The sequence below is a fragment of the Tardiphaga sp. GW822-FHT04G09 genome (assembly GCF_058800725.1).
Map to the genome: position 1 here is coordinate 81,863 of NZ_JBXAMO010000014.1, position 18,215 is coordinate 100,077.

14 protein-coding genes and 1 tRNA gene are annotated in these 18,215 nt (G+C 62.5%); 7 read left to right on the forward strand and 8 right to left on the reverse strand.

Going from position 1 to position 18,215, the window contains the following annotated elements; translation table 11 throughout:
- Nucleotides 1-156: 156 nt before the first annotated feature.
- From AC1RLZ_RS21565 to AC1RLZ_RS21580, 4 genes are read right to left on the reverse strand one after another with little or no spacing between them, the layout of a single operon-like run.
- Nucleotides 157-978 carry a phosphoadenosine phosphosulfate reductase family protein gene (locus AC1RLZ_RS21565; protein WP_371425637.1) on the reverse strand — a complete coding sequence of 274 codons (822 nt, stop codon included), beginning with the start codon at nt 976-978 and terminating at the stop codon, nt 157-159.
- Nucleotides 971-4,384 (reverse strand): NACHT domain-containing protein, encoded by a 3,414-nt coding sequence (locus tag AC1RLZ_RS21570; protein WP_371425635.1) that lies wholly within the window; start codon nt 4,382-4,384, stop codon nt 971-973. The genes AC1RLZ_RS21565 and AC1RLZ_RS21570 overlap by 8 nt, the downstream gene beginning before the upstream one ends.
- Complete coding sequence (locus AC1RLZ_RS21575; protein WP_371425633.1) at nt 4,375-5,271, reverse strand: DUF4007 family protein; 897 nt, start codon at nt 5,269-5,271, stop codon at nt 4,375-4,377. Before AC1RLZ_RS21575 ends, AC1RLZ_RS21570 begins: the two co-directional genes overlap by 10 nt.
- 15 nt (nt 5,272-5,286) lie before the next feature.
- Entirely contained in the window at nt 5,287-6,465 is a 1,179-nt protein-coding gene (locus tag AC1RLZ_RS21580; RefSeq protein ID WP_371425631.1) for a cysteine desulfurase family protein, read from the reverse strand.
- 172 nt (nt 6,466-6,637) lie between these two features.
- Between AC1RLZ_RS21580 and AC1RLZ_RS21585 the strand changes: the two genes are divergently transcribed.
- Together AC1RLZ_RS21585 and AC1RLZ_RS21590 are read left to right on the forward strand one after the other, a co-directional pair.
- Entirely contained in the window at nt 6,638-7,261 is a 624-nt protein-coding gene (locus tag AC1RLZ_RS21585; RefSeq protein WP_371425629.1) for a class I SAM-dependent methyltransferase, read from the forward strand.
- Nucleotides 7,258-8,127: a hypothetical protein gene (locus AC1RLZ_RS21590; protein WP_371425627.1), complete on the forward strand. Its 870-nt coding sequence runs from the start codon at nt 7,258-7,260 to the stop codon at nt 8,125-8,127. The genes AC1RLZ_RS21585 and AC1RLZ_RS21590 overlap by 4 nt, the downstream gene beginning before the upstream one ends.
- An 85-nt stretch (nt 8,128-8,212) precedes the next feature.
- On the opposite strand, the gene AC1RLZ_RS21595 is transcribed toward AC1RLZ_RS21590, so the two are convergent.
- Together AC1RLZ_RS21595 and AC1RLZ_RS21600 are read right to left on the reverse strand one after the other, a co-directional pair.
- Nucleotides 8,213-10,294 carry a hypothetical protein gene (locus AC1RLZ_RS21595; RefSeq protein WP_371425625.1) on the reverse strand — a complete coding sequence of 694 codons (2,082 nt, stop codon included), beginning with the start codon at nt 10,292-10,294 and terminating at the stop codon, nt 8,213-8,215.
- Nucleotides 10,287-12,827, reverse strand: coding sequence for a sensor histidine kinase (locus AC1RLZ_RS21600; protein ID WP_371425623.1), 2,541 nt, complete (start codon nt 12,825-12,827; stop codon nt 10,287-10,289). The genes AC1RLZ_RS21595 and AC1RLZ_RS21600 overlap by 8 nt, the downstream gene beginning before the upstream one ends.
- 157 nt (nt 12,828-12,984) lie before the next feature.
- Here AC1RLZ_RS21600 and abiEi point away from each other — a divergent pair, with 157 nt between their 5' ends.
- Nucleotides 12,985-13,563 carry a type IV toxin-antitoxin system AbiEi family antitoxin gene (gene abiEi, locus AC1RLZ_RS21605; protein WP_371425621.1) on the forward strand — a complete coding sequence of 193 codons (579 nt, stop codon included), beginning with the start codon at nt 12,985-12,987 and terminating at the stop codon, nt 13,561-13,563.
- Nucleotides 13,541-14,467: a nucleotidyl transferase AbiEii/AbiGii toxin family protein gene (locus tag AC1RLZ_RS21610; RefSeq protein ID WP_371425619.1), complete on the forward strand. Its 927-nt coding sequence runs from the start codon at nt 13,541-13,543 to the stop codon at nt 14,465-14,467. The genes abiEi and AC1RLZ_RS21610 overlap by 23 nt, the downstream gene beginning before the upstream one ends.
- Before the next feature lie 121 nt (nt 14,468-14,588).
- Here the strand turns inward: AC1RLZ_RS21610 and AC1RLZ_RS21615 are convergent.
- A tRNA-Gly gene (locus tag AC1RLZ_RS21615) sits at nt 14,589-14,662 on the reverse strand.
- A gap of 168 nt (nt 14,663-14,830) precedes the next feature.
- Here AC1RLZ_RS21615 and AC1RLZ_RS21620 point away from each other — a divergent pair.
- Genes AC1RLZ_RS21620 through AC1RLZ_RS21630 form a run of 3 tightly spaced genes read left to right on the forward strand, consistent with a single transcriptional unit; the run spans nt 14,831 to nt 16,698 of the window.
- Complete coding sequence (locus tag AC1RLZ_RS21620; protein WP_493190263.1) at nt 14,831-15,409, forward strand: methylated-DNA--[protein]-cysteine S-methyltransferase; 579 nt, start codon at nt 14,831-14,833, stop codon at nt 15,407-15,409.
- A 9-nt stretch (nt 15,410-15,418) separates the two neighbouring features.
- Nucleotides 15,419-16,261 (forward strand): helix-turn-helix domain-containing protein, encoded by an 843-nt coding sequence (locus tag AC1RLZ_RS21625; RefSeq protein ID WP_493190264.1) that lies wholly within the window; start codon nt 15,419-15,421, stop codon nt 16,259-16,261.
- 35 nt (nt 16,262-16,296) lie between these two features.
- Nucleotides 16,297-16,698, forward strand: a complete 402-nt coding sequence (locus AC1RLZ_RS21630; RefSeq protein WP_493190265.1) for an SRPBCC family protein — start codon at nt 16,297-16,299, stop codon at nt 16,696-16,698.
- 60 nt (nt 16,699-16,758) lie between these two features.
- Here the strand turns inward: AC1RLZ_RS21630 and AC1RLZ_RS21635 are convergent, their stop codons facing one another.
- Entirely contained in the window at nt 16,759-18,204 is a 1,446-nt protein-coding gene (locus tag AC1RLZ_RS21635) for an MATE family efflux transporter (protein WP_493190266.1), read from the reverse strand.
- Between the last annotated feature and the right edge of the window lie 11 nt (nt 18,205-18,215).

Sequence of the window (18,215 nt, forward strand, 5' to 3'; positions counted from 1 at the left end):
TCCAGGAGCACATACTTCCGGGCTGCATCAGGAACGTGCAGCCGAATGGCAAGTCCTGCTGGCTCCGGACGTGACGCGGCGCCCGGAGACGTTCTTCGGCTCGATAAGCGTGCAACGACGGGCGAATGGACAAATTGCCCCAAGTTAATGGGGATATTAAATGGTGCAGATCGCGCAGGCGTCGCCACCCTCGACATCGTCTTCTTCGGCCGTTCCTGCAAAGACCTGCTCGAGCGTCAGATTGGCGCCGCGCACGATGGCCTGCTGCTTGCGTTTTTCATGCTCGTCGCGGATGCGCTGCACGCGCTCGGGCTTTTCCAGCTCGGCGAGGCTCTCTCCGGAGGTCCAGGTGAAGACGTTGCCGCTGGCTTCATAGGGCCGTTCGTACTTCTTGGCCTCTTCGAACAGAGCGGGATGGGCATCCTTGAGACGGACCCATTCGATCTTCTGCTGGTAGAAGCAGAAGTAGCAACCCGATCGCGTCCTGCCCCAGTCCGTGTACGGCGGCATCCCGACGCCGCTGGACATCAGGATGTCCTGGATGTCCAAGAGCTTTAGTCCGTCGTCCTTGAACGGATAGACTGGCGTGATGTTCGCCTTGTGGCTGATGTAGCCGCTGCGGTCCTCGTCGGCCCTCAGGCCGACGTAGTTCAGCACGGGTTCGTCGCCGACGAACTGCTCGAACGGCTTCAGCTTCAGCATCTTGGTGCACCAGCGGCGATGGTTCGAAGGGATCATGCCGCCGTAGACTTCGTACCAGTGGTCGAACCCCAGCTCCGCGTTGAGGCGGTGGACCCGCTTGCCGAGATAGTCCTCGATCCGCTCCAAGTATTGGTAGGTCTCGGGCAACTCCTTGCGGGTGTCGCTGAAGATGTACTCCATGTCAGGGACGCGGTCGCGCATGTAGATCGCCAGGGCGGCGCTGTCCTTGCCGCCCGAAAGGCTCAGAATGTGGCGTGGGCGCTGAGTATCAGCCATCGGTGGGTTCTTTCGCGACGTGGTGCTTGAGTTCGTCCGCCATCACGTGCGCGAGCACCGACGACGGGTCCTTGGCGCTCGCGAGCAGCTTCTTGATCTGCGCGACCTTGTCGGAGGACTCCTTGGTGAGCGTCCCCTTCCGGATCACGACCATGTTCTCCTGCCCCGCCGTGTCGACGACATGGACGCTGACCATAGGCGCGGCATCGGCGTCCTGCAGTTTCATATGGGCGAGCCATCTGGCCAGGCGCGCTGCGATGGTCTGGACCTCGAACACAAACGTGCCGATCGTGTCGTCCTTCCACGCGTCGATCCGCTTCCCGGTCAGAAGGCTGGTGACGCCGTCCAGCCAGGTCTCGTCCTCCATCCCGGCGTCCGAGGCCCGGTCGATGAACGCCCGCAGACGATAGTCGGTCAGCCTCAAGACGTGACGGCCGTAGTCGCTGCCGATCTGGGTCCTCAGCTTTTCGAGCGTCCGGGCGCCGAACGCCTCCAGCAGGGCGGCCTGCGCCTCGCTGCGGACGCGAGGCCCGGCGTCCGATATCTCCTGGAAGGACGCGTTCAGATGCTCGATGAGGGCGTCCGACTGCGCCGCATCGTGCAATTCCGGATCCACGGGTGCCAGACCGCAGGCCCGCGGCAACTGCCCGTAGACGAAATCGATCGGCTCATGCGCCTTCTTCAACGCCAACCGGACGGCCTGTGCAGGCTTGGAGATGGTGGTGGTCTCCTTGCCGTAGGCGGGTACCGCCTGCCACCACCGGTACACGGCTTCGACGACCGGCTTCAGCGATGCCTCCGGCCGCGGCACATCCCGCCAGATGTCGAGGCCGGCGGACAGCTTCTCCAGAACCGCCGCCGTGGACGACGACCGTCCGAGATGCTTCAACGCGAAGTTCGCTGGGCTCTTGGCCAGCCGCATGAAGTGTGCGCCGGTCACTTCGGGTTGGAAGGTGTTGCGCTCGAAGAAAGCCACCTCGCGGCGATGGTGAAGCATGAAAGCGACGATCATCGGAAGCGCCGGTCCGGCCCGCAGCCCGATCGGCGGCCTGGCGAGATCGGCCGCGATCTCCTCGAACGAACAGGATCCGCGCCCGCTCAGGAACGTCTCGATCCGCGCCCAGACCGGGCTCCAGTTCTTGTCGTCCGGATCGGGGGGCGAGAACATCCAGTGCCCGTCTTCGATCCGGTGGATGTTCGAGGAGAGGAAGAGTGATAGGTAGACCGTCCGCTCCGGAGGAGCGCCGGAGAACCCGAGAAAGGGCTGATCCGCATTGGACACCATGGCCTCCAGCAGACGCATCCTGGCGCTCGCGGCCGCTGACGATAGCCGTGCCCGGTTGATCAGCTCGTTCCGCAGCACGGGACCCTCGGCGAACACCTCGTCGCATATGTCGCTCAGCTTGCGGTTCAAATGGCTGCGGCTGGGAACGTCGAGCGGCGCGCCGCGGTGCACCCAGACCTCCTCCGCACCGTCGGACGACGGCCGGCCGAAGGGTTCGAGCGCGGCGTGGAGCGTTTCCGACGCGCTCGAGATTCGGCCTCGGACCTCGCGTCGGGCCAGATCGTCGACGCGCAGGTCGCCGCAATTCTGTTCGATCCATCGCCAGAGTGCCAAGTCCCATGCGACGACCAAGGTCGCCGCCGTGAGCTGGCGAAGACAATAGACGGTGAGACCGTCTGCCGCGTCGGTCGAGGCGGCGACCGCGTCACTCACCTCTTGCATGTCCTGATCGGGATAGACTGGAACGACGACGATGGCGCCGTCAGTGTCGGGGGCGAGCTTGACGCCCGGCTTTCCGTCGCCGTTCCAGTGCACGACCGTGAATGCCCGCAGCGTGCCTGTCCGATGATAGTGCTTGTGCGCGACGAGCGGCCGGGAAGGGGGCAGCGCCGACAGGACGGTGTCGAGACGCCGGATCTGCGGCGTCTTGATGCGGGCCTGCTGCAGCCAGCCGTCGAGATCGACGCTGGTGCTGGCCCAGAGGCTGTAGTCTTCGCGGTGGGAGCGGACATACAGCAGCTTTCGCTCGACGAGCTCGCCGAGAGCTCGTTCGGCTTCCTTGACGGAGGCGCCGAGGCACCAGGCCACGGTCGCCGGATCGGCCCGAAGTCCCGGCGTGGGTTCGAGGACGGCGAGCAGACCGACGCATTTTAGGGCGCGGAGAGAGAGTTCAGGCAGGTCGCCGCCTTCCGCGACGGCGTTCCGCAGCAAATCCCAGCGGCGATCGCGGTCGGCGGACCTGAAACGCACGTCGCCCAGGGCCGCGACGTAGTCGTAGAGCTCCGCAAGCGTGTACCAGACGTCCGCACCGTGTCTCGCGTCGTGGATGAAGCGTTGGAAGCCGTGGGGCTCCAGGGACTGCAGGAAGCTGAACACGGACCGCTCGTTCTGTCCGAAGCGCCCCGCGATGTTCGCGATGCATGCGACGCTCGCCGGATGGAGCGGATAGAGTTGAGGCCCTATCTTGGCGAGCTCGCTCTTTCGGGTCGTGAAGACGCCGCGGACCGAGGCTTCGCCGTAGAGCTTCTGCGCCTTCGCCGCCACGTCACCCGTCTCGGCGGGGCGATGAACGATCGCCTCCGCCAACAAAAAGGCCGTCTGCTCCGTGGAATCGTGCAGCACGACGTCTTCGTACCTTTCGGCGGAGCGAACCCACTCCGCCTCCGCCCATTCTCCCAGACCCGCGGCATAGTCGGCAAACCGATGGTGCAGAAACGCGACGACGGCGAGGGGATTGTCCTGCAGGCCTCCGGCGCGCTCGGCGAGCTGCTGGAAGAAGGACGGGTCGGACTCGCGTCGGTGGAGCGCCGCGTATTCGAGGAAGCGCCCCATTTCGTCGACGAGCAGCAGGACGCCGCCGGGATTGATGTCGCTCGACAGACGCCCGAGCATGTCGAGCACATCAGTATCGTTGCGGACGCCCTTGGCGCGCTGCCCCTCGAGCGACGCGCAGTCCTTGGAGAGGGCGGACGCCTTCGCGCCACGCACTCCGGTGAGCGCCTTTCTTATCTCCGCGAGCAGGCAATCGGCGAAGTTCGCCCGGCGCCCCATCACGACCAGCGGCAGGTACTGTGGCGTTTCCGGAAGCGCGACCTCCTCCGCCCTCAGGAGTTTCCGAGCGGCGCCGGTCTTGCCGACCTTGCGGTCGAGGAACAACTTTGCGAGCAGCAGTCCGAACGCCGACTTGCCGACGCCGTAGGGACCGGTCACCCGGAAGGCCCGCTGGGTCGAGTCGCCGCGCAGGCCGCTGAGGATCCGATGCAGCGCGTCGCGGACCGACGGCGTGATCACGTAGCCGGCGAGAGCGTTCGGATCGGCCAGATCCCGCCCCATGTCTACCGAACGGACATATCTGCGTCCGATCGAGATGCGGTCAGAAATCTTCGTGTTCTTCAATGCCACGCGACATCCTCCAGCTTGCTGAGCGGCGCGTTGGCAGATCTGACGAGGTCCACCCCGCCGGCCCCATCGTCCCTGAGCGAGAAGCCGCCCGACACATCGGTCATTTTCTGCAACGCGCCATGCATCGAGGATTCGTCCAGCCTGAACACCGCTCCGGGAGACCGGCGGTCGACCATGAGGGACCGAAGGGAGATGGAACGGCTGTTGGGAGCGACGGACTGCCAGAAGCCGCAGACCGCGAAGGCCATCGTCGCGACGTCGATGTCCGGCTTCGGCCCTCGCCTGAATCTCAGGACGGGACTTGCGCCGGCGTCGACCACGTCCAGCAACCCCAGTTCCTGCAGCGGGCATCCCAGCCCCTCCTCGACGACGCCGGCCGCGGTCGTCCGTCCGCCGTCGTAGGTCCGCAGGAAAATGTCGACGTGCTGGGCCACGGTGCCGGAGGTGATGGCGCCGCGGGCCGACACGGCTTTGCCCTGGACCGACTTCACGAACGTGTCCTTCAGCACCTCGGTATCCGGAAGATCCATGAAGGCCGCGCTCCAGGCTCCCAGATTGGCGTTGGTGGTAATCGTCCAATGCAGCCGCCACAGCGACGCGTTGTCCTCGAGATAGGGATCGCGCCCGTTCTTCTGGTCTAGAAGCGCGATACCGAAAGCCGTCGGCACGACCTGACGGCCCACCGTCCGGGTCAGGCCGAACGCGTCTCCCCAGAACCGGATCGACTTGACCATGTTCTTGCCGATGCCGAGCGACACGATGGCCGCGTCGTCGTCCGCGAACAGCTCGGGATTCGCCAGCAGGGCCTCATGAAGCTTCGGCAGCCAGCCGTAGCGGCAGGCAAAGGATTCGTGCCCGGAAAAGACTTCGTATTCGCGATCAGACATGCATACACCGATAGGCTAAAGGCCGCTACGCTTGCGGGTTCCGCCCGACGCGGCGACCCTGGGCGAGCCGGATGAAAGACGCAAGGACTTCACTTCGTCCGAAATCCGCCCCGCCGCGGTCTCGACCTCGGTCCGCGTCGTCCTACGCCCGAACCCGATCCGGACCGACGCCTCCGCCGCCTCCTGCTCCAATCCCATCGCGAGCAACACGTGAGAGGGCGTGATCGCGGCGGAGGAACAGGCAGATCCGGTGGAAAGCGCCACATCCTCCAGCCGATACAGCAGCGACTCGGCGTCGATGCCGGCGAACGTCAGGTTCAGGTTGCCTGGAATGCGCTCGTCCAGCGAGCCGTTGACCCGGACTCCGTCGAGCATGGCCAGCAGGCGGTCGAGAAACACCGACCGCAGCGCGGCGAGCCGGCCAGCCTCGGCACTCATCTCCGCAGCGGCGATCCGGCATGCTTCGCCGAAACCGACGCAAAGCGCCGTCGGCAGCGTTCCGGAACGAAGGCCGCGCTCCTGGCCGCCTCCTGTCAGGATGGGAGAAAGCTGGGAGTGCAGGGCCTTCCGGCAATAAAGCGCGCCTATTCCCTGGGGTCCGTAGAGCTTGTGGGCCGATATGCTCAGCAGGTCGATGTTAATGCCGGCTACGTCGACGGGGATCTTGCCGACAGCCTGCGCCGCGTCGGTATGGAAGACGACTCCGCTGCTCCGGCAGACCGCTCCGATGTCGGCGATTGGCTGGATGGTCCCGACCTCGTTATTGACGGCCATCACGGAAACGAGCCGGGTCTCCCGCCGGATCGCCTCTTCGATCGCATCGGCATCGACCAGACCCTCCGCGCTGACCTTCACTTCCGTGACGATCAAACCGGCGTCCGAGAGGGAGCCGAGCGTTTCCCGCACGCAACTGTGCTCGATGGTCGTCGTCACGGCATGCTGCCCGGGACGCAACATGCCACGCAATGCGAGGTTGGAGGCCTCGGTGGCGCCCGATGTGAAGACGATCTCCGACGCATCCGCGCCGATAAGCGCCGCCACCATGCCGCGCGCCTCCTCGACGGCGTCGCGCGCGGCACGGCCCAGGGCGTGCGGGGAATGGGCGTTCGCCGCACGTTCCCGCCACCAGGGCAGCATGGCGTCGATGACCCGATCGTCGGTCGGTGCGGTCGCTTGATGGTCGAGATAAATCAATGGGTTGTTGCCGACTCTGGCGTTGAATGAACAGCTTCGCTACATCTAGCGTGAATCGCGGCGCGAACACACGCCGTCGACGAGTGTTTCAACCGCTTTGTTGCCGTTCGGGCCCTCACGACCCACCGGGGTTCGTCCATCGTCCTGCGGATCGCCGCCGGGGAACATCACTATGAAAGCCATCCGTACAGGCAAGAACGAGGATCGGACACGCCACTTCTACCAATCGCGTTCGCAGGAATACGCCGACGCCACCCGCGGTCGCGCCTTGAAGCGTGAGCTCTACGAATTTATGGTCCGCCTTCCATCCGACGGAGTCGTCCTGGACCTGGGCTGCGGCGCCGGACATGATCTCGCATCCTTCCACCAGCAGGGCCGCACGGCGTTCGGGCTGGATTACGCGGCGCAGATCGCGACGATAGCGCACGCCACTTCGCAGGCGCCAGTGGTCGTCGCCGATATGAGAGCTATTCCATTCGCGAATGCGAGTTTCGATGGTGTTTGGGCATCCGCATCCTTGCTCCATCTGCCGAGAGGCGACCTGGCGGTCGCACTCCGCGAGATCAATAGGATCCTGCGGTCCGATGGCCTATTGTTCGCGTCCGTCAAGACCGGTACGGGGGACGTCTACGACGCCGATGGCAGGCTTTTCACGTTTTACGACGAACGCACTTTTCAGGACGCACTCATGCAGGCGGACTTCAAACCCATCTCGACCGGCTTTAACGGCGGACTTCCAACGGGGGCTAAAAGCGTCGTCGAAGAGTGGATGACTTCGTTGTCTGTGTCGTCATGACGAACCAGAGCGATTTTCGTCGGTTTGCAATAGTTCTGGCCTCTCTCGCGGTAGTGGCGTTGCCTTGCTCCGGAGCTGGCGCGCAGACGAACACGGCCGGCGGCCAGTCCACGCAACCGCCCTTCGCGGGGCGGGCGAATTCCGGGCCCGTGACCGGAACCGCGCTTGAGACGTCGCAACCGCCGGTCCTGCCGTGCAACTGCATCTCCAGCAAGGACGACGGCCATTGGACAGGCAAGGATTGGGCAACCCTCCTGACTGGACTCGGCGGCCTACTCGGCGTCTGCGTCGCCGCTCTGGCCATCTGGTCGAACGGCCGAAGCAGCAGGGCGACCACGATACAGAAGGCCAACGAGAAGGAGCTCGAGTCGCTTCAATCGAAGTTGGACAACTTCTACGGGCCGTATCTACAGCTATCGAGCACGAACCGCCTGATCGCCACCGATCTCAAGAGCCGACACTCGTCACCAGAACATATGCGGATTCTGCTGCTGCTGCTCGATCCTACATGGAAACAGAGCTTCAAATCGGGCGACAAGGCGTTCATCGAGGAGATACTCGCGATCGACGGAAAACTGCTGGAACTCATCCAGGACAAATCCGGGCTTACCAGCAGCGTCATCCAGGAACATCTCTGGAGGGCGGCTAGTCACTTCCGGATCATCAAGATGGCGTTCGACGGCAAGCTTGAAAACGATCCGCAACGGTTCATCCATCACGTCTATCCGAAGCAGTTGGACGAAATCATAGACCTCGAGATCAATCGCATCCGAGGCCGCATCGATTTGATCCGTTGCGCCCCGATGGAGCTCCATCCACCCACGCCGGAATTGGATATTCCGCTTCGCCTTAGGCTTCCGGCATAACGGACTTCGTCAGGCTCAAGAAGCCTATTGCCCCATCCTGACTCCCTATTCCAATCCGGCTGAAGCTCAGGAGGGGCCGTCTGCGCTACGCACCAGGACGACGCGGGTTACCTTTGGTCTTAGGCTGCGGCCCATCTGGAATGGCGCCGCTTTCTATCACACTGATATCGGCTGGGTCTCGGATCATCGCTTCAGAACCGTTCGCTGCATCAGCGGTCTTAGTCGGCAAATCTGGGCGTGAGCTTAAGACAGCTTGATCGGCATCGGGATCGTCATGCTCTGCGAGCGCAAGCACGATCGCAGGGTTCGAGGGAAAGGACCAACCAGTTCCTCTGGCGAGCCAGATACCTCCCTTTAATCTATGCGTCTTCCCTTGAGCAGGCACTAGATGATCGGTCACAAGTGAGATCCAAAGAGCATCGTTCGCGATCTGACTACGAAGCGCTTCGACCTTTTTGGTCATTTCGCTGTGGGCCTTCATGACCGCTCCATCGCCGGCGGAAGGCATCGCGGCCAGACGGTCCTCTTCGTCAGACAGTAGTTGACGACACTCAGCCTGCAGCTTTCCGACGAGCGATGGGGTCATGCGTAAGGCGAGTTCGTCACCGAAGCGTGCCGCGACGACTTCGCTCGCATCCAACTTCACCTTCACGGTTCCGTCGGGCCGCTCCCTTTGGATGTGAGCTCGCATGGGCCGAGCGAACGGCGGCATGACTGGCGGGCCAACCCGCATTAGATTGGCGCCGAATTGCTGCTGCAACTTTAGGCCATAAAGAGGTCGCAGTCGGTCACGCTGCAAGGTGTCGAGACCCAGATCGGCGAAGTATTTCGAGAGTTCGCCTAGTTTTACTGTCCGGAAGGTGTCGAAATCCCAGTCGATTCGATACACATCGGCACCCGAGACCATGCCCTCGATATGTGCGCTGCCCTTCTGGCCTGCTTCGGATCGAATGGACGTTGGTCGGCCGTCCACCAGAATGACGGCACGATTCCGATCAGGCGCGCGTGCTTCGACGGTCGAAAATGCGAGGTCGCAGTCTGCGCTCAACACCACGACCGCTTTTGTCCGTTCGGCGTCGAGAAAGACGTCGCCCAACTGAACCAGCGGGACATCTATGTATTTGGAGCCCGGCGTTGCCCTCGGGTGAGCTTCGAGCGCCCCCAGATTACGCGCGAACAATGCGTCATGATAGAGATTTGCGACGCCGATGGATGGCACTGCCGGGCTAAGCGGGCCGTCTTGAAATTCCATCCGATCCACAGCCCGCTGTTGCTCTCGGAGCCCGCCCTCGAAAGCCAGCGCCATTAGATGGGTGGATAGGAGCCAAGAAAGATAGTCACCAAGTGGATGACCGTCCGCATGGAGGGCAACGCGCTGTATATAGGCGAAGTCGCCAATATCGAGATCGTCTATCGCTTCAGATAGGCGATTGCGCGCCAATTCAACGTTGGCTTTTACACCATCGATATATTTTCCCAAGGCGTCGGCATGCGGCATGGCTCGCGAGAGCATCTCGAGGTGGGCGCGCACCTTCCAAGGCTCGTCGAGGTCTTTCTTCGCAACGAAGGCAAAAGACGCTCCCTCGATTCCCGCTTGCTTCCGAAAGACAGCTCGGAAGTCCTTCACACTGTCCACGGACGACATGAGGACGATCTGCTGGTTGCGTTCCTTATCCCTCCGGCTCTGAATCTGCGCGGCAATAGCCTGCGCTCGCTCGCCGTTGTTCTGGGTATCGTCCAGATAGTAGTCGAGAAAGATGACGTCGAAACGAGAGATGTCGTCGAGAGCGGCGTTTGGGTCCATCTCAACGACTTCGCAGTTTGTCGTCTTGCGCATCGCCGCCGCTACCTGCCGCATTGTATGCCGTCGTTCGAGAATGCGACCGAGATCTGACGAAACGTCCGTTATCTTCGCAAAACCAATACCGAGCTCCGCATCGGGTGAAGTGAGCGCGTCAAGGGCCTCCGCTGGCGCCGCCGCTATATCTTTTCGGAAGAAGCCTCTCTCCTCTATCTCGGCGGAGACATCGTCATCGAGCAGAAGCTTTGAGATCGCATCGCGCTGCCCCCGATCTACGTTATCCCAGTCAACGGCCAGAAAGGCATCGTCTATCACTGCGACCGTTGCGACGTGCAGCAAGTCCGCGACATCAGTCATATCACTCATCACCTTCACCCAGATCCAGCGTAACGGTATTAATCATTCCATCCTCGTCCGCAGTTCCGAGCGTAAGCGTGCCACCGTGATACTCCGCGATTTCTCGAGCGATATAAAGTCCCAGTCCGCGTCCTTCCTTCTGCCGTTTCGTCGTGAAAAACGGTTGGAATACCTGTTCGCGCCGGTCCTCGGGAATGCCAGGTCCGTCGTCGATGACTGAAACTCTGTTGGCTTGCGGTTCAATCCGAACGGTGACAGTGCCGATTGTATCGCCCTCCGCGCGATCGCCGCGCGGTCCGTTGTCGTATTTGTCTTGCTGCGAGATCCAGTGAACGGAGTTCGAAAGCAAGTTCTCGATGATCTGAACAAACATGCCCTTGACCGCGCGAACTCGACGGGTTGCCCCTCGCGGAAGAACAGTTATTCTGAACTCGATTCTGTTCCGTCCGCTATGTGAGGAGTAGCTCTCGACGATCTCCTTGACCCATTCGACGAGATCGAACTCCTCCTTTGTCTGGCGCGCGTTCGTGCTAAGCGGGTCAAGTACCTTCAGCCGTTTCTGAATCGTCTTCAGCTGTGCTTCGAGCACGCGAAGGGATGTGCCCGCTGAGTTCGGGTTCCGAGAAACGCGCGCGGCGGCGATCGTCTTGAGTCCGCCAGAAGTCGCGCGATAGAGCTCATGAGCGAGAATCTCAATCATCAATCCGATGCTCGCCAGATGCATCACGCGCCCCCGCTCCTGCTCCTGTGCAGTCGCGGCCGCTTCCACCTCCGCAGCGGCTTCCCGCAATGAGCCAAGCGATTCCTTCACCTGCCGTGAAAGCTGAACTCCGCCGGACGTTTCGGACAACGCCTCAAGCAGCTCAGGCAAAATGTCTTCTATCCGCGCGTCTTCGGCTCGGAAGCGGTCAATGGCGTCCCGGGCTCCGATCCGGTTCGCTCGAGTCAATTCCTGGTCAACCTCCACCAAGAAACCTCGGAAGAACTCCATAGTGGCCGAGAGCAACCGCACAAAGGCCGCCTTTTCGGGGCTGTCGGTTAAGCCTTCTCGGTTCGTCTGGTCGGTCAGGTAAGGGTTGAGCGCCTTGCTGATCCGCGCACGTCCGACGATCTGCCCGCGATTCAACTTGAAACCACTCGTCGAAAACGCGTCCCTGTCGAGATCGAGCCAATCGTCTTTCGGCCCGGCGTACGGATTAACCCGGTAGCCGTCGCGGTACAGTGCGACCCCGCCAGCCCATTCGGCAAGCATTTTTCTGACCTGTGCGAGCGTGCCGATACCCTCCAGCTTTGTGAGGAGGCGACGGTTGAACCAATGCACCTCAAGCGAAAACGGCCCAACACGCCTCAGCAGGTTGCGAGAGACACCACCGGCCATCTCTGCGATCTCCGCTCCCTGAAAGGTGAAGGTTCGTCTGCGGTTGCGGAGGCGGTAGTTCATACGACCGGATAAGCGCGGCTCGCCGCGCTCCGGCACGGAATATTCCGCGGTAAAAACTCCGTGCGCCTGCCCGATCAAGAACGAAGCAAACGACGGAACGGAAACGGAAACACCATTGAAGGTCAACTTGAGGGGAAGCGCAGCTTCGGCGAAGGGGTCAACCAGCCGTGCGAACGTTTCTCTCGCAAGATCGTCCAATTTGGTCTGCGACCAAGGAGCGGTGAGCGACGTTATGCGGATCAGAGTCCCTTTGACGTTGCGATCCTTCTCCGCACCGATCGTCGGAGCGACGGCAATGCTGCCGATGTCGTCATCCGCCGCGTTCGCGAACTCGTTCCAGTCGATCTCGAGCACATTCCAATGGCCCGTACCCAGGGTGCCCGTGATGACTTCCATGCCATCGCCCAAGCGCATCGCCGAAAGACGGCCAAGACCTTTCTCTCCGAGTATGAGGCGCGTGTCATCTTCATCCTCCGCCTCACGTTCGCGCGCTCTGTGGCTGGTTCCGATGGTGAGATAAACGTCGCGCAGCATGCGTGCGGACATTCCGTCCCCGTCGTCATCGACGTCGATCCTGTTGGCCGAGCGCATTGCGGCAACGAATTCGTCGCGTGAAGTCGCCGCTTCCAACTCGGTCCGCAGCTCATCCGCCTCGATCGCCTCCTCGTCGATGTGACTGACGGCAAGCTGCCGGAGGTCCCGCCATGACCGGGGGCGGGCGCCGCCACTTCGGTCCGGGGGATCGCGGCGCTCGCCCAGCTCCCGCAAGACCTGGTCGTAGATCTCGAACGGCAGGCGCACGATCACATCCACTCGAATTTCCGGCGAGCGTGCATCCAGCGAATTCTTGATTAGTTCGTAGAACGCGACGCCATCAGTGCTGATCAGTTCGGAGCCTAGATGGAGTATCGTCCGCGCAGTTACGCGGAAGTTCATGAGCTGCCCGCCGAACCGCGGAAAAGCACGTCTGCCATTGCTAGGCCAGATGGATCCTTCAACTGGTGCGTTGGCCAGAACCTGATCTCGCAAGCAGCTTCCCTGCAGATACGGAAACTCATATTTTAAACCCCCGGCGATGCCGCTGGACACTACCGTAGACACGTTAATCCCCCACTAGCGCGGTTTCCGCCTATTGCGGCGACACTAGTCGCTGCAGCGGGCGTCGCGCAATTCGCAGTTGTGCTAACTAGCTAGATGCACGTCAAAAAGCTCAAATCTGCGCCAAATGGCATTGCAGTTATCATTTTTGATAACTAGTATGCCATTTATGAAACGCGCCGAAGTGTCATCCCGCTTGCTCGATGCCGATCAGCGATCGTTGTGGGCTTTCACTTGCCCGTCTTTCGACATGCTATTGGGCGGAGTCGATCCCAACTATCTTAAGTTGATGATGAAGCGATTGGCTGATCAGAGGGTTCTGATGCGCGCATCCAAGGGTATCTACGTCAATCCACTAGCCCGATCGATGCCCCGGGACGTACGCCGCGGCCTCATCCGCTTTTTCCGCCCGAGGGAGGTTAGCTACGTCAGCCTGGAAACGAAGCTGTCGGAAGCCGGCGTGATCTCGCAGGTCGCGACGGCGCTCACTTGCATGACTACGGGGTCTCCGGGCACCTTCCGGACGCCCTGGGGCTTCGTCGAGTTCACGCATACCGAGCGGGAGATCGATGCGGAGCGAGACGTATACGTGGCCGACGATGGAACGTTGGAAGCAACGACCACCAGAGCCGCCCGCGATCTCCGGAGAGTGGGGAGGAACCTGGGTCTCATCGACCCCGCTACGCTGGCGGAAGTCATCAGGGAGGAGGACATGCATGACCAAAGCAACCAGCCTTAAAAGCTCCATCGAGGCATTCGCGCGCCGCCAGGGCATCGACGCCGAAATGGACCAGAACCTGATCAAGGAGGCGATCCACCTCCATCTTCTTTCAGCGATGTCGGACGCCGGCATCCTTCGGCACGCCGTATTCCAGGGCGGGACCGCGCTTCGCCTCTGCTACGGCGGAGACCGGTACAGCGAGGATCTGGACTTCGTCTGTGGCAAGGCCGGATCCTACTTCACCGACGTCGAGTTCAAGGAGCTCATAGAGACCGCACTGGAAACGGCGAAGAAGACGCTCAGCCGCGATTTCGGGATCGCGCCGGATCAGCTTTCGCTCGCAAAGCCGCCGCATCCCGATCTGGTGAAGCAGGTCCCCGTGACCGTGGCCGCCTGGCAGATCATCGTGCCGATAGAAGCGACGCCGCGGGCGCCGAAGTCGCGCATCAAGATCGAATTCGCGAACGTACCCGCCTACGACACCAAGCCAATGTCCGTGCGTGCGACGCCCGGCCTCGTTCAGATCCAGGATGTCATCCTCTCGGTCGAATCCGAGAACGAAATCCTTGCAGACAAGGCCGTCGCGCTCACGGCGCGCGATGTGCTGAAATTCCGCGATGTGTGGGACGTCTGGTTTCTGCAGAAGAAGCTCGATGCGGTTGCCGACCGCGAGACCGTCAGCAAGAAGTTCGCCGACTATGGCACATCAGACCTGGAAGCGAAGGCGGGGCAACGCCTCGCCGACCTCGCGACTGGAGCGACTGAAAAGGCCTTCCTCGACGAGATGAAACGGTTCCTGCCTGCCAAGCGCGTCGCCCAACTAGCCGAGACCGGCTTGCATCGATCGATGCTGTCGGAAAGCGCCGACCTGCTGCGGCAGACGGTTCTGCAAGCGCCCGATGCATCGCTTGCCATGCCATAGCGTCGCATCTGCAAAGGATTTGGCTTTAGGTTTGTACAGACGTTGTACGGAAAATTCGCCGGAGCGACCAATCCATCCAGCCAGTATCCAGCAAGACTATGATATTATGTCGTTAAAAGGTTGGAGCGGGCGGAGGGAATCGAACCCTCGTATGCAGCTTGGGAAGCTGCCGTTCTACCATTGAACTACGCCCGCATCGTCGCGTGCCTCTGATCTAGCCGAGACCGGGCGATCCGCCAAGCGGCTTGATGGCAGCCGGCTACAGTTTCGTCGCGCTGCACGCGCTGAGGCGGCCGCCCAGATGCAACGGCGCGGCAGATTCCAGATGACGGCCTTACTTCCGGTGTTAACATCGCCGGCGGGATGGCAGGGCACGGATACACAACCTTCGACACGTCGGTGGGCCGATGCGGTATCGCATGGGGCGATGCCGGTATTGTCGGCGTGCAGTTGCCGGAAGCGCGCGAGATCGAGACCCGGCGCCGCCTGCTGCACCAATTTCCCGATGCGCGGGAGTTGCGGCCACCAGCCGATGTCGACTACGCCATCGAGGGCATCGTGACGCTGCTGCGCGGCCAAGCCGTCGACCTCCTCGACGTCGCCGTGGATATGGACGGCCTGCCGCTATTCAATTGCCGCGTCTATGAGGCGATCCGGATGATCCCGCGCGGCGAAACCCGTACCCATGCCGAGATCGCAGCAAAGCTCGGTGCCAGCGGCGCAGTCTATTCAGTCGGCCAAGCCATCGCGCGCAATCCGTTTGCGATCCTCGTACCATGCCACCGTGCACTGGCCGTTGCGGGTCAGACCAGCGGCTTTGCCGGCAATGGCGGCATCGTCACCAAATCGCGGCTGCTCTCGATCGAGGGCGCTCTGGCCGGCCGGACGACCACCCTGTTCGACGCCCTGCTGCCCGTTGCCCCACCGCGTCCGCAGGGCTAAATTGGGCTGATGCAGGCGACGACGCTGTTCCAGGGCAACGGGATCACCGTCACGGACTATCGCTGTACGGCGGGTCCGGGCGACCAACCGTTTTCCGAACAGCACGCCAGCCATTCGATCTCCTATGTCCGCAAGGGCAGTTTCGGCTGCCGCTGCCGCGGGCAATCGCACGAACTGATCGCCGGCGCGCTGCTGATCGGGCACCCCGGCGACGAATATACCTGCCATCACGAGCATCATGGCTGCGGCGACGAATGCCTGTCCTTTGCGTTCGCGCCCGAGCTGGTCGAGACCATCGGTGATGCCCGGGCCATCTGGCAGCAGGGCGCCATCGCGCCGCGCGCCGAACTAATGGTGCTTGGCGAACTCGCGCAGGCCAGCGCCGGAGCGTATGGCGACCTCGGGCTCGATGAGATCGGTTATGCCTTTGCCGCACGTTTCGTCGATGTCGTCGCGGACAAACCGCGCAAGCAAGTGAGCGGTAACGCACGGGACCGACGGCGCGCGGTCGAGACCGCGCTGTGGATCGATGCGCATGCGAGCGACGAGATCGACCTCGATGCCGCCGCCCGTCAGGCCGGGCTGAGCCCGTTTCATTTCCTGCGGCTGTTCGGGAACGTGCTTGGCGTGACACCGCACCAGTATCTGGTGCGCGCGCGACTGCGGCGGGCTGCAAACCTGCTGGCCGAGAACGACCGCGCCATCACCGACATCGCATTCGATGTCGGCTTCGGCGACCTCTCGAATTTCGTCCGCAGCTTCCACCGCGCCGCAGGCGTCTCGCCCCGCGCATTTCGGCAGGCCTCGCGCGGCGACCGCAAGATTTTCCAAGAACGGCTGGCCGTGCATTGAGTAGCCTGCCGTCCTAATCAACCGGGACGAACATCATGGCTTCAATTCACAAAGAGATTTTCCTCGACGCACCGGCCGACGAGGTCTGGTCGGCGCTGGCCGATTTCGGCGCGCTGCCCACGCGACTGGTACCGGGCTTCGTCACCGACACCAAACTCGACGGCGACGCCCGTATTGTGACCTTCGCCAACGGCAGCGTCGCCCGCGAAAGACTGGTGACCTGCGATCACGACCGACGGCGCCTCGTCTATGCCATTGTCAGCGAACGCATCAGTCAGCATAGCGCGTCCGCGCAGGTGTTTGCCGAGGGCCCCGCGCGCTGCCGGTTCGTCTGGACGGCCGACGTGCTGCCGGACGAGATCGCGCCTTATATGAGCAGCCAGATGGACCTGGGCCTCGCAGCGATGCAGGAGCAGTTCGGGAAAGCGGCGGCGTGACAACGGCACGACGCGGCGGCGCGATGTGGAATTCACCGCAGCGCGTCGGCGAGTGGCTGCTCAGACGAGCTCCGGCCGGATCTCCGGCACCGGTCCCGCTTTCGGTGCCCATGACGTCAGCAGTACGCTCAGCGCCGACAACAGGCCCAGCAACACCATGGATGCCGCCGCCAGCCAGAAGAAGCTCATGGCCGACGCATCGATCGACAGCAGATACCAGCCGCCGACGCTAACGAAGACCAGCCGCGCGGTTTGCGCCAGCACCGGGCCGATCACTTTCGCCGCACCTTGCGACGAGAAGTAGGTGACCGTCGCCAGACCGAGAAAGGCATACATCGGCGCACAGGTGGCGAGATATTGCTGGCTGGCCAGCCGGACGCCCACGTCATTGGTGAACAGGTTGACCCAGGCGTCGGGGAAAAACGCAATCAGCGTGCCGAGCAGACCGACGACGCTGAACGAGATCAGGCTTCCCGTCCACATCACACGCCGGGCCCTTGCAACGCGGCCGGCGCCGATCGCCATGCCGACAATAGGCACCGAGGCGACGCCAACGGCAAAGGCCAGCGTCGTCAGCATGAATTCGAGACGCGCGCCGACACCGTAACCGGCCAGCACCTCGGTGCCGAACCGCGCCAGCATATGGGTGAAGATCGTCAGCGTCAGCACGCCCTGCAGCGGAGAGAAGCAGGCAATCGCGCCCACTTTCAGAATGTCGAAGAACATGCCGCGCTGAATCTTGAAACCGTTGAGCGTCGGCCGCACCCGCGCGCGGCCCGAGAAGACGTACCACCCCATGATCGCGGCACCGACACTGAAGGCGATCAGCGAGCCGGCCGCAACGCCGGCCATGCCAAATTGCGGGAAAGGACCAAGTCCGAGACCGAGCGTGCCGCCGAGGATAATCTGCAACACGGCCGAGTTCAGCGTGATCGCCGACGGCAGCTTCATATTGCCGGTACCGCGCAGGATCGCCGCGAAGGTGTTCATCAGCCACGGGATCACGCCGCCGGCAAAGAATATGGTGATGTAGCCGACCGCCTGCGACAGCACGCTACCGCGACCGCCCAGGGTTTCGAGCAATGTCGGGCCGAATGTCAGCATGCCAACGGTGAAGACCAATCCGAGGCTGATGCCGATCAGCAGTGCATGCCCGGCCAGTGTCGAGGCCCGCTCGCGGTCGCCCGCACCGAGCGCCCGCGCGATCGCCGAGGACACACCACCGCCCATGGCGCCGCCGGACATGGTCATGGTCAGCATCACGAAGGGAAACACCAGCGCCATCGCCGCGAGAGCTTCGGTGCCGAGCCGGCCGATATAGGAGGTCTCCGCAATGACGACGACTGTGCCGGCCGTCAGTGCAACGACATTGGGCCAGGCCAGCCGCAGGATGGTCGGCAGAATGGGATGATCCAGCAGGGGATTCCTGGCGGGTGCCTTCAGGCTCGGGAGCGGCTGCTTGTCGGCATCGACCAATCGGGGTTCGGCGACGACGGCGTCGGACATGCATTCTCCCT

Bases quoted from the DNA above. Each gene is read 5' to 3' on its own strand.
- AC1RLZ_RS21625 (WP_493190264.1), top strand. From the start codon at position 15,419: ATGCAGGCGACGACGCTGTTCCAGGGCAACGGGATCACCGTCACGGAC.
- AC1RLZ_RS21635 (WP_493190266.1), bottom strand. From the start codon at position 18,204: ATGTCCGACGCCGTCGTCGCCGAACCCCGATTGGTCGATGCCGACAAG.
- AC1RLZ_RS21590 (WP_371425627.1), top strand. From the start codon at position 7,258: ATGACGAACCAGAGCGATTTTCGTCGGTTTGCAATAGTTCTGGCCTCT.
- AC1RLZ_RS21585 (WP_371425629.1), top strand. From the start codon at position 6,638: ATGAAAGCCATCCGTACAGGCAAGAACGAGGATCGGACACGCCACTTC.
- AC1RLZ_RS21610 (WP_371425619.1), top strand. From the start codon at position 13,541: ATGACCAAAGCAACCAGCCTTAAAAGCTCCATCGAGGCATTCGCGCGC.
- AC1RLZ_RS21630 (WP_493190265.1), top strand. From the start codon at position 16,297: ATGGCTTCAATTCACAAAGAGATTTTCCTCGACGCACCGGCCGACGAG.
- AC1RLZ_RS21620 (WP_493190263.1), top strand. From the start codon at position 14,831: ATGGCAGGGCACGGATACACAACCTTCGACACGTCGGTGGGCCGATGC.
- AC1RLZ_RS21565 (WP_371425637.1), bottom strand. From the start codon at position 978: ATGGCTGATACTCAGCGCCCACGCCACATTCTGAGCCTTTCGGGCGGC.
- AC1RLZ_RS21575 (WP_371425633.1), bottom strand. From the start codon at position 5,271: ATGTCTGATCGCGAATACGAAGTCTTTTCCGGGCACGAATCCTTTGCC.
- abiEi (WP_371425621.1), top strand. From the start codon at position 12,985: ATGCCATTTATGAAACGCGCCGAAGTGTCATCCCGCTTGCTCGATGCC.
- AC1RLZ_RS21595 (WP_371425625.1), bottom strand. From the start codon at position 10,294: ATGAGTGATATGACTGATGTCGCGGACTTGCTGCACGTCGCAACGGTC.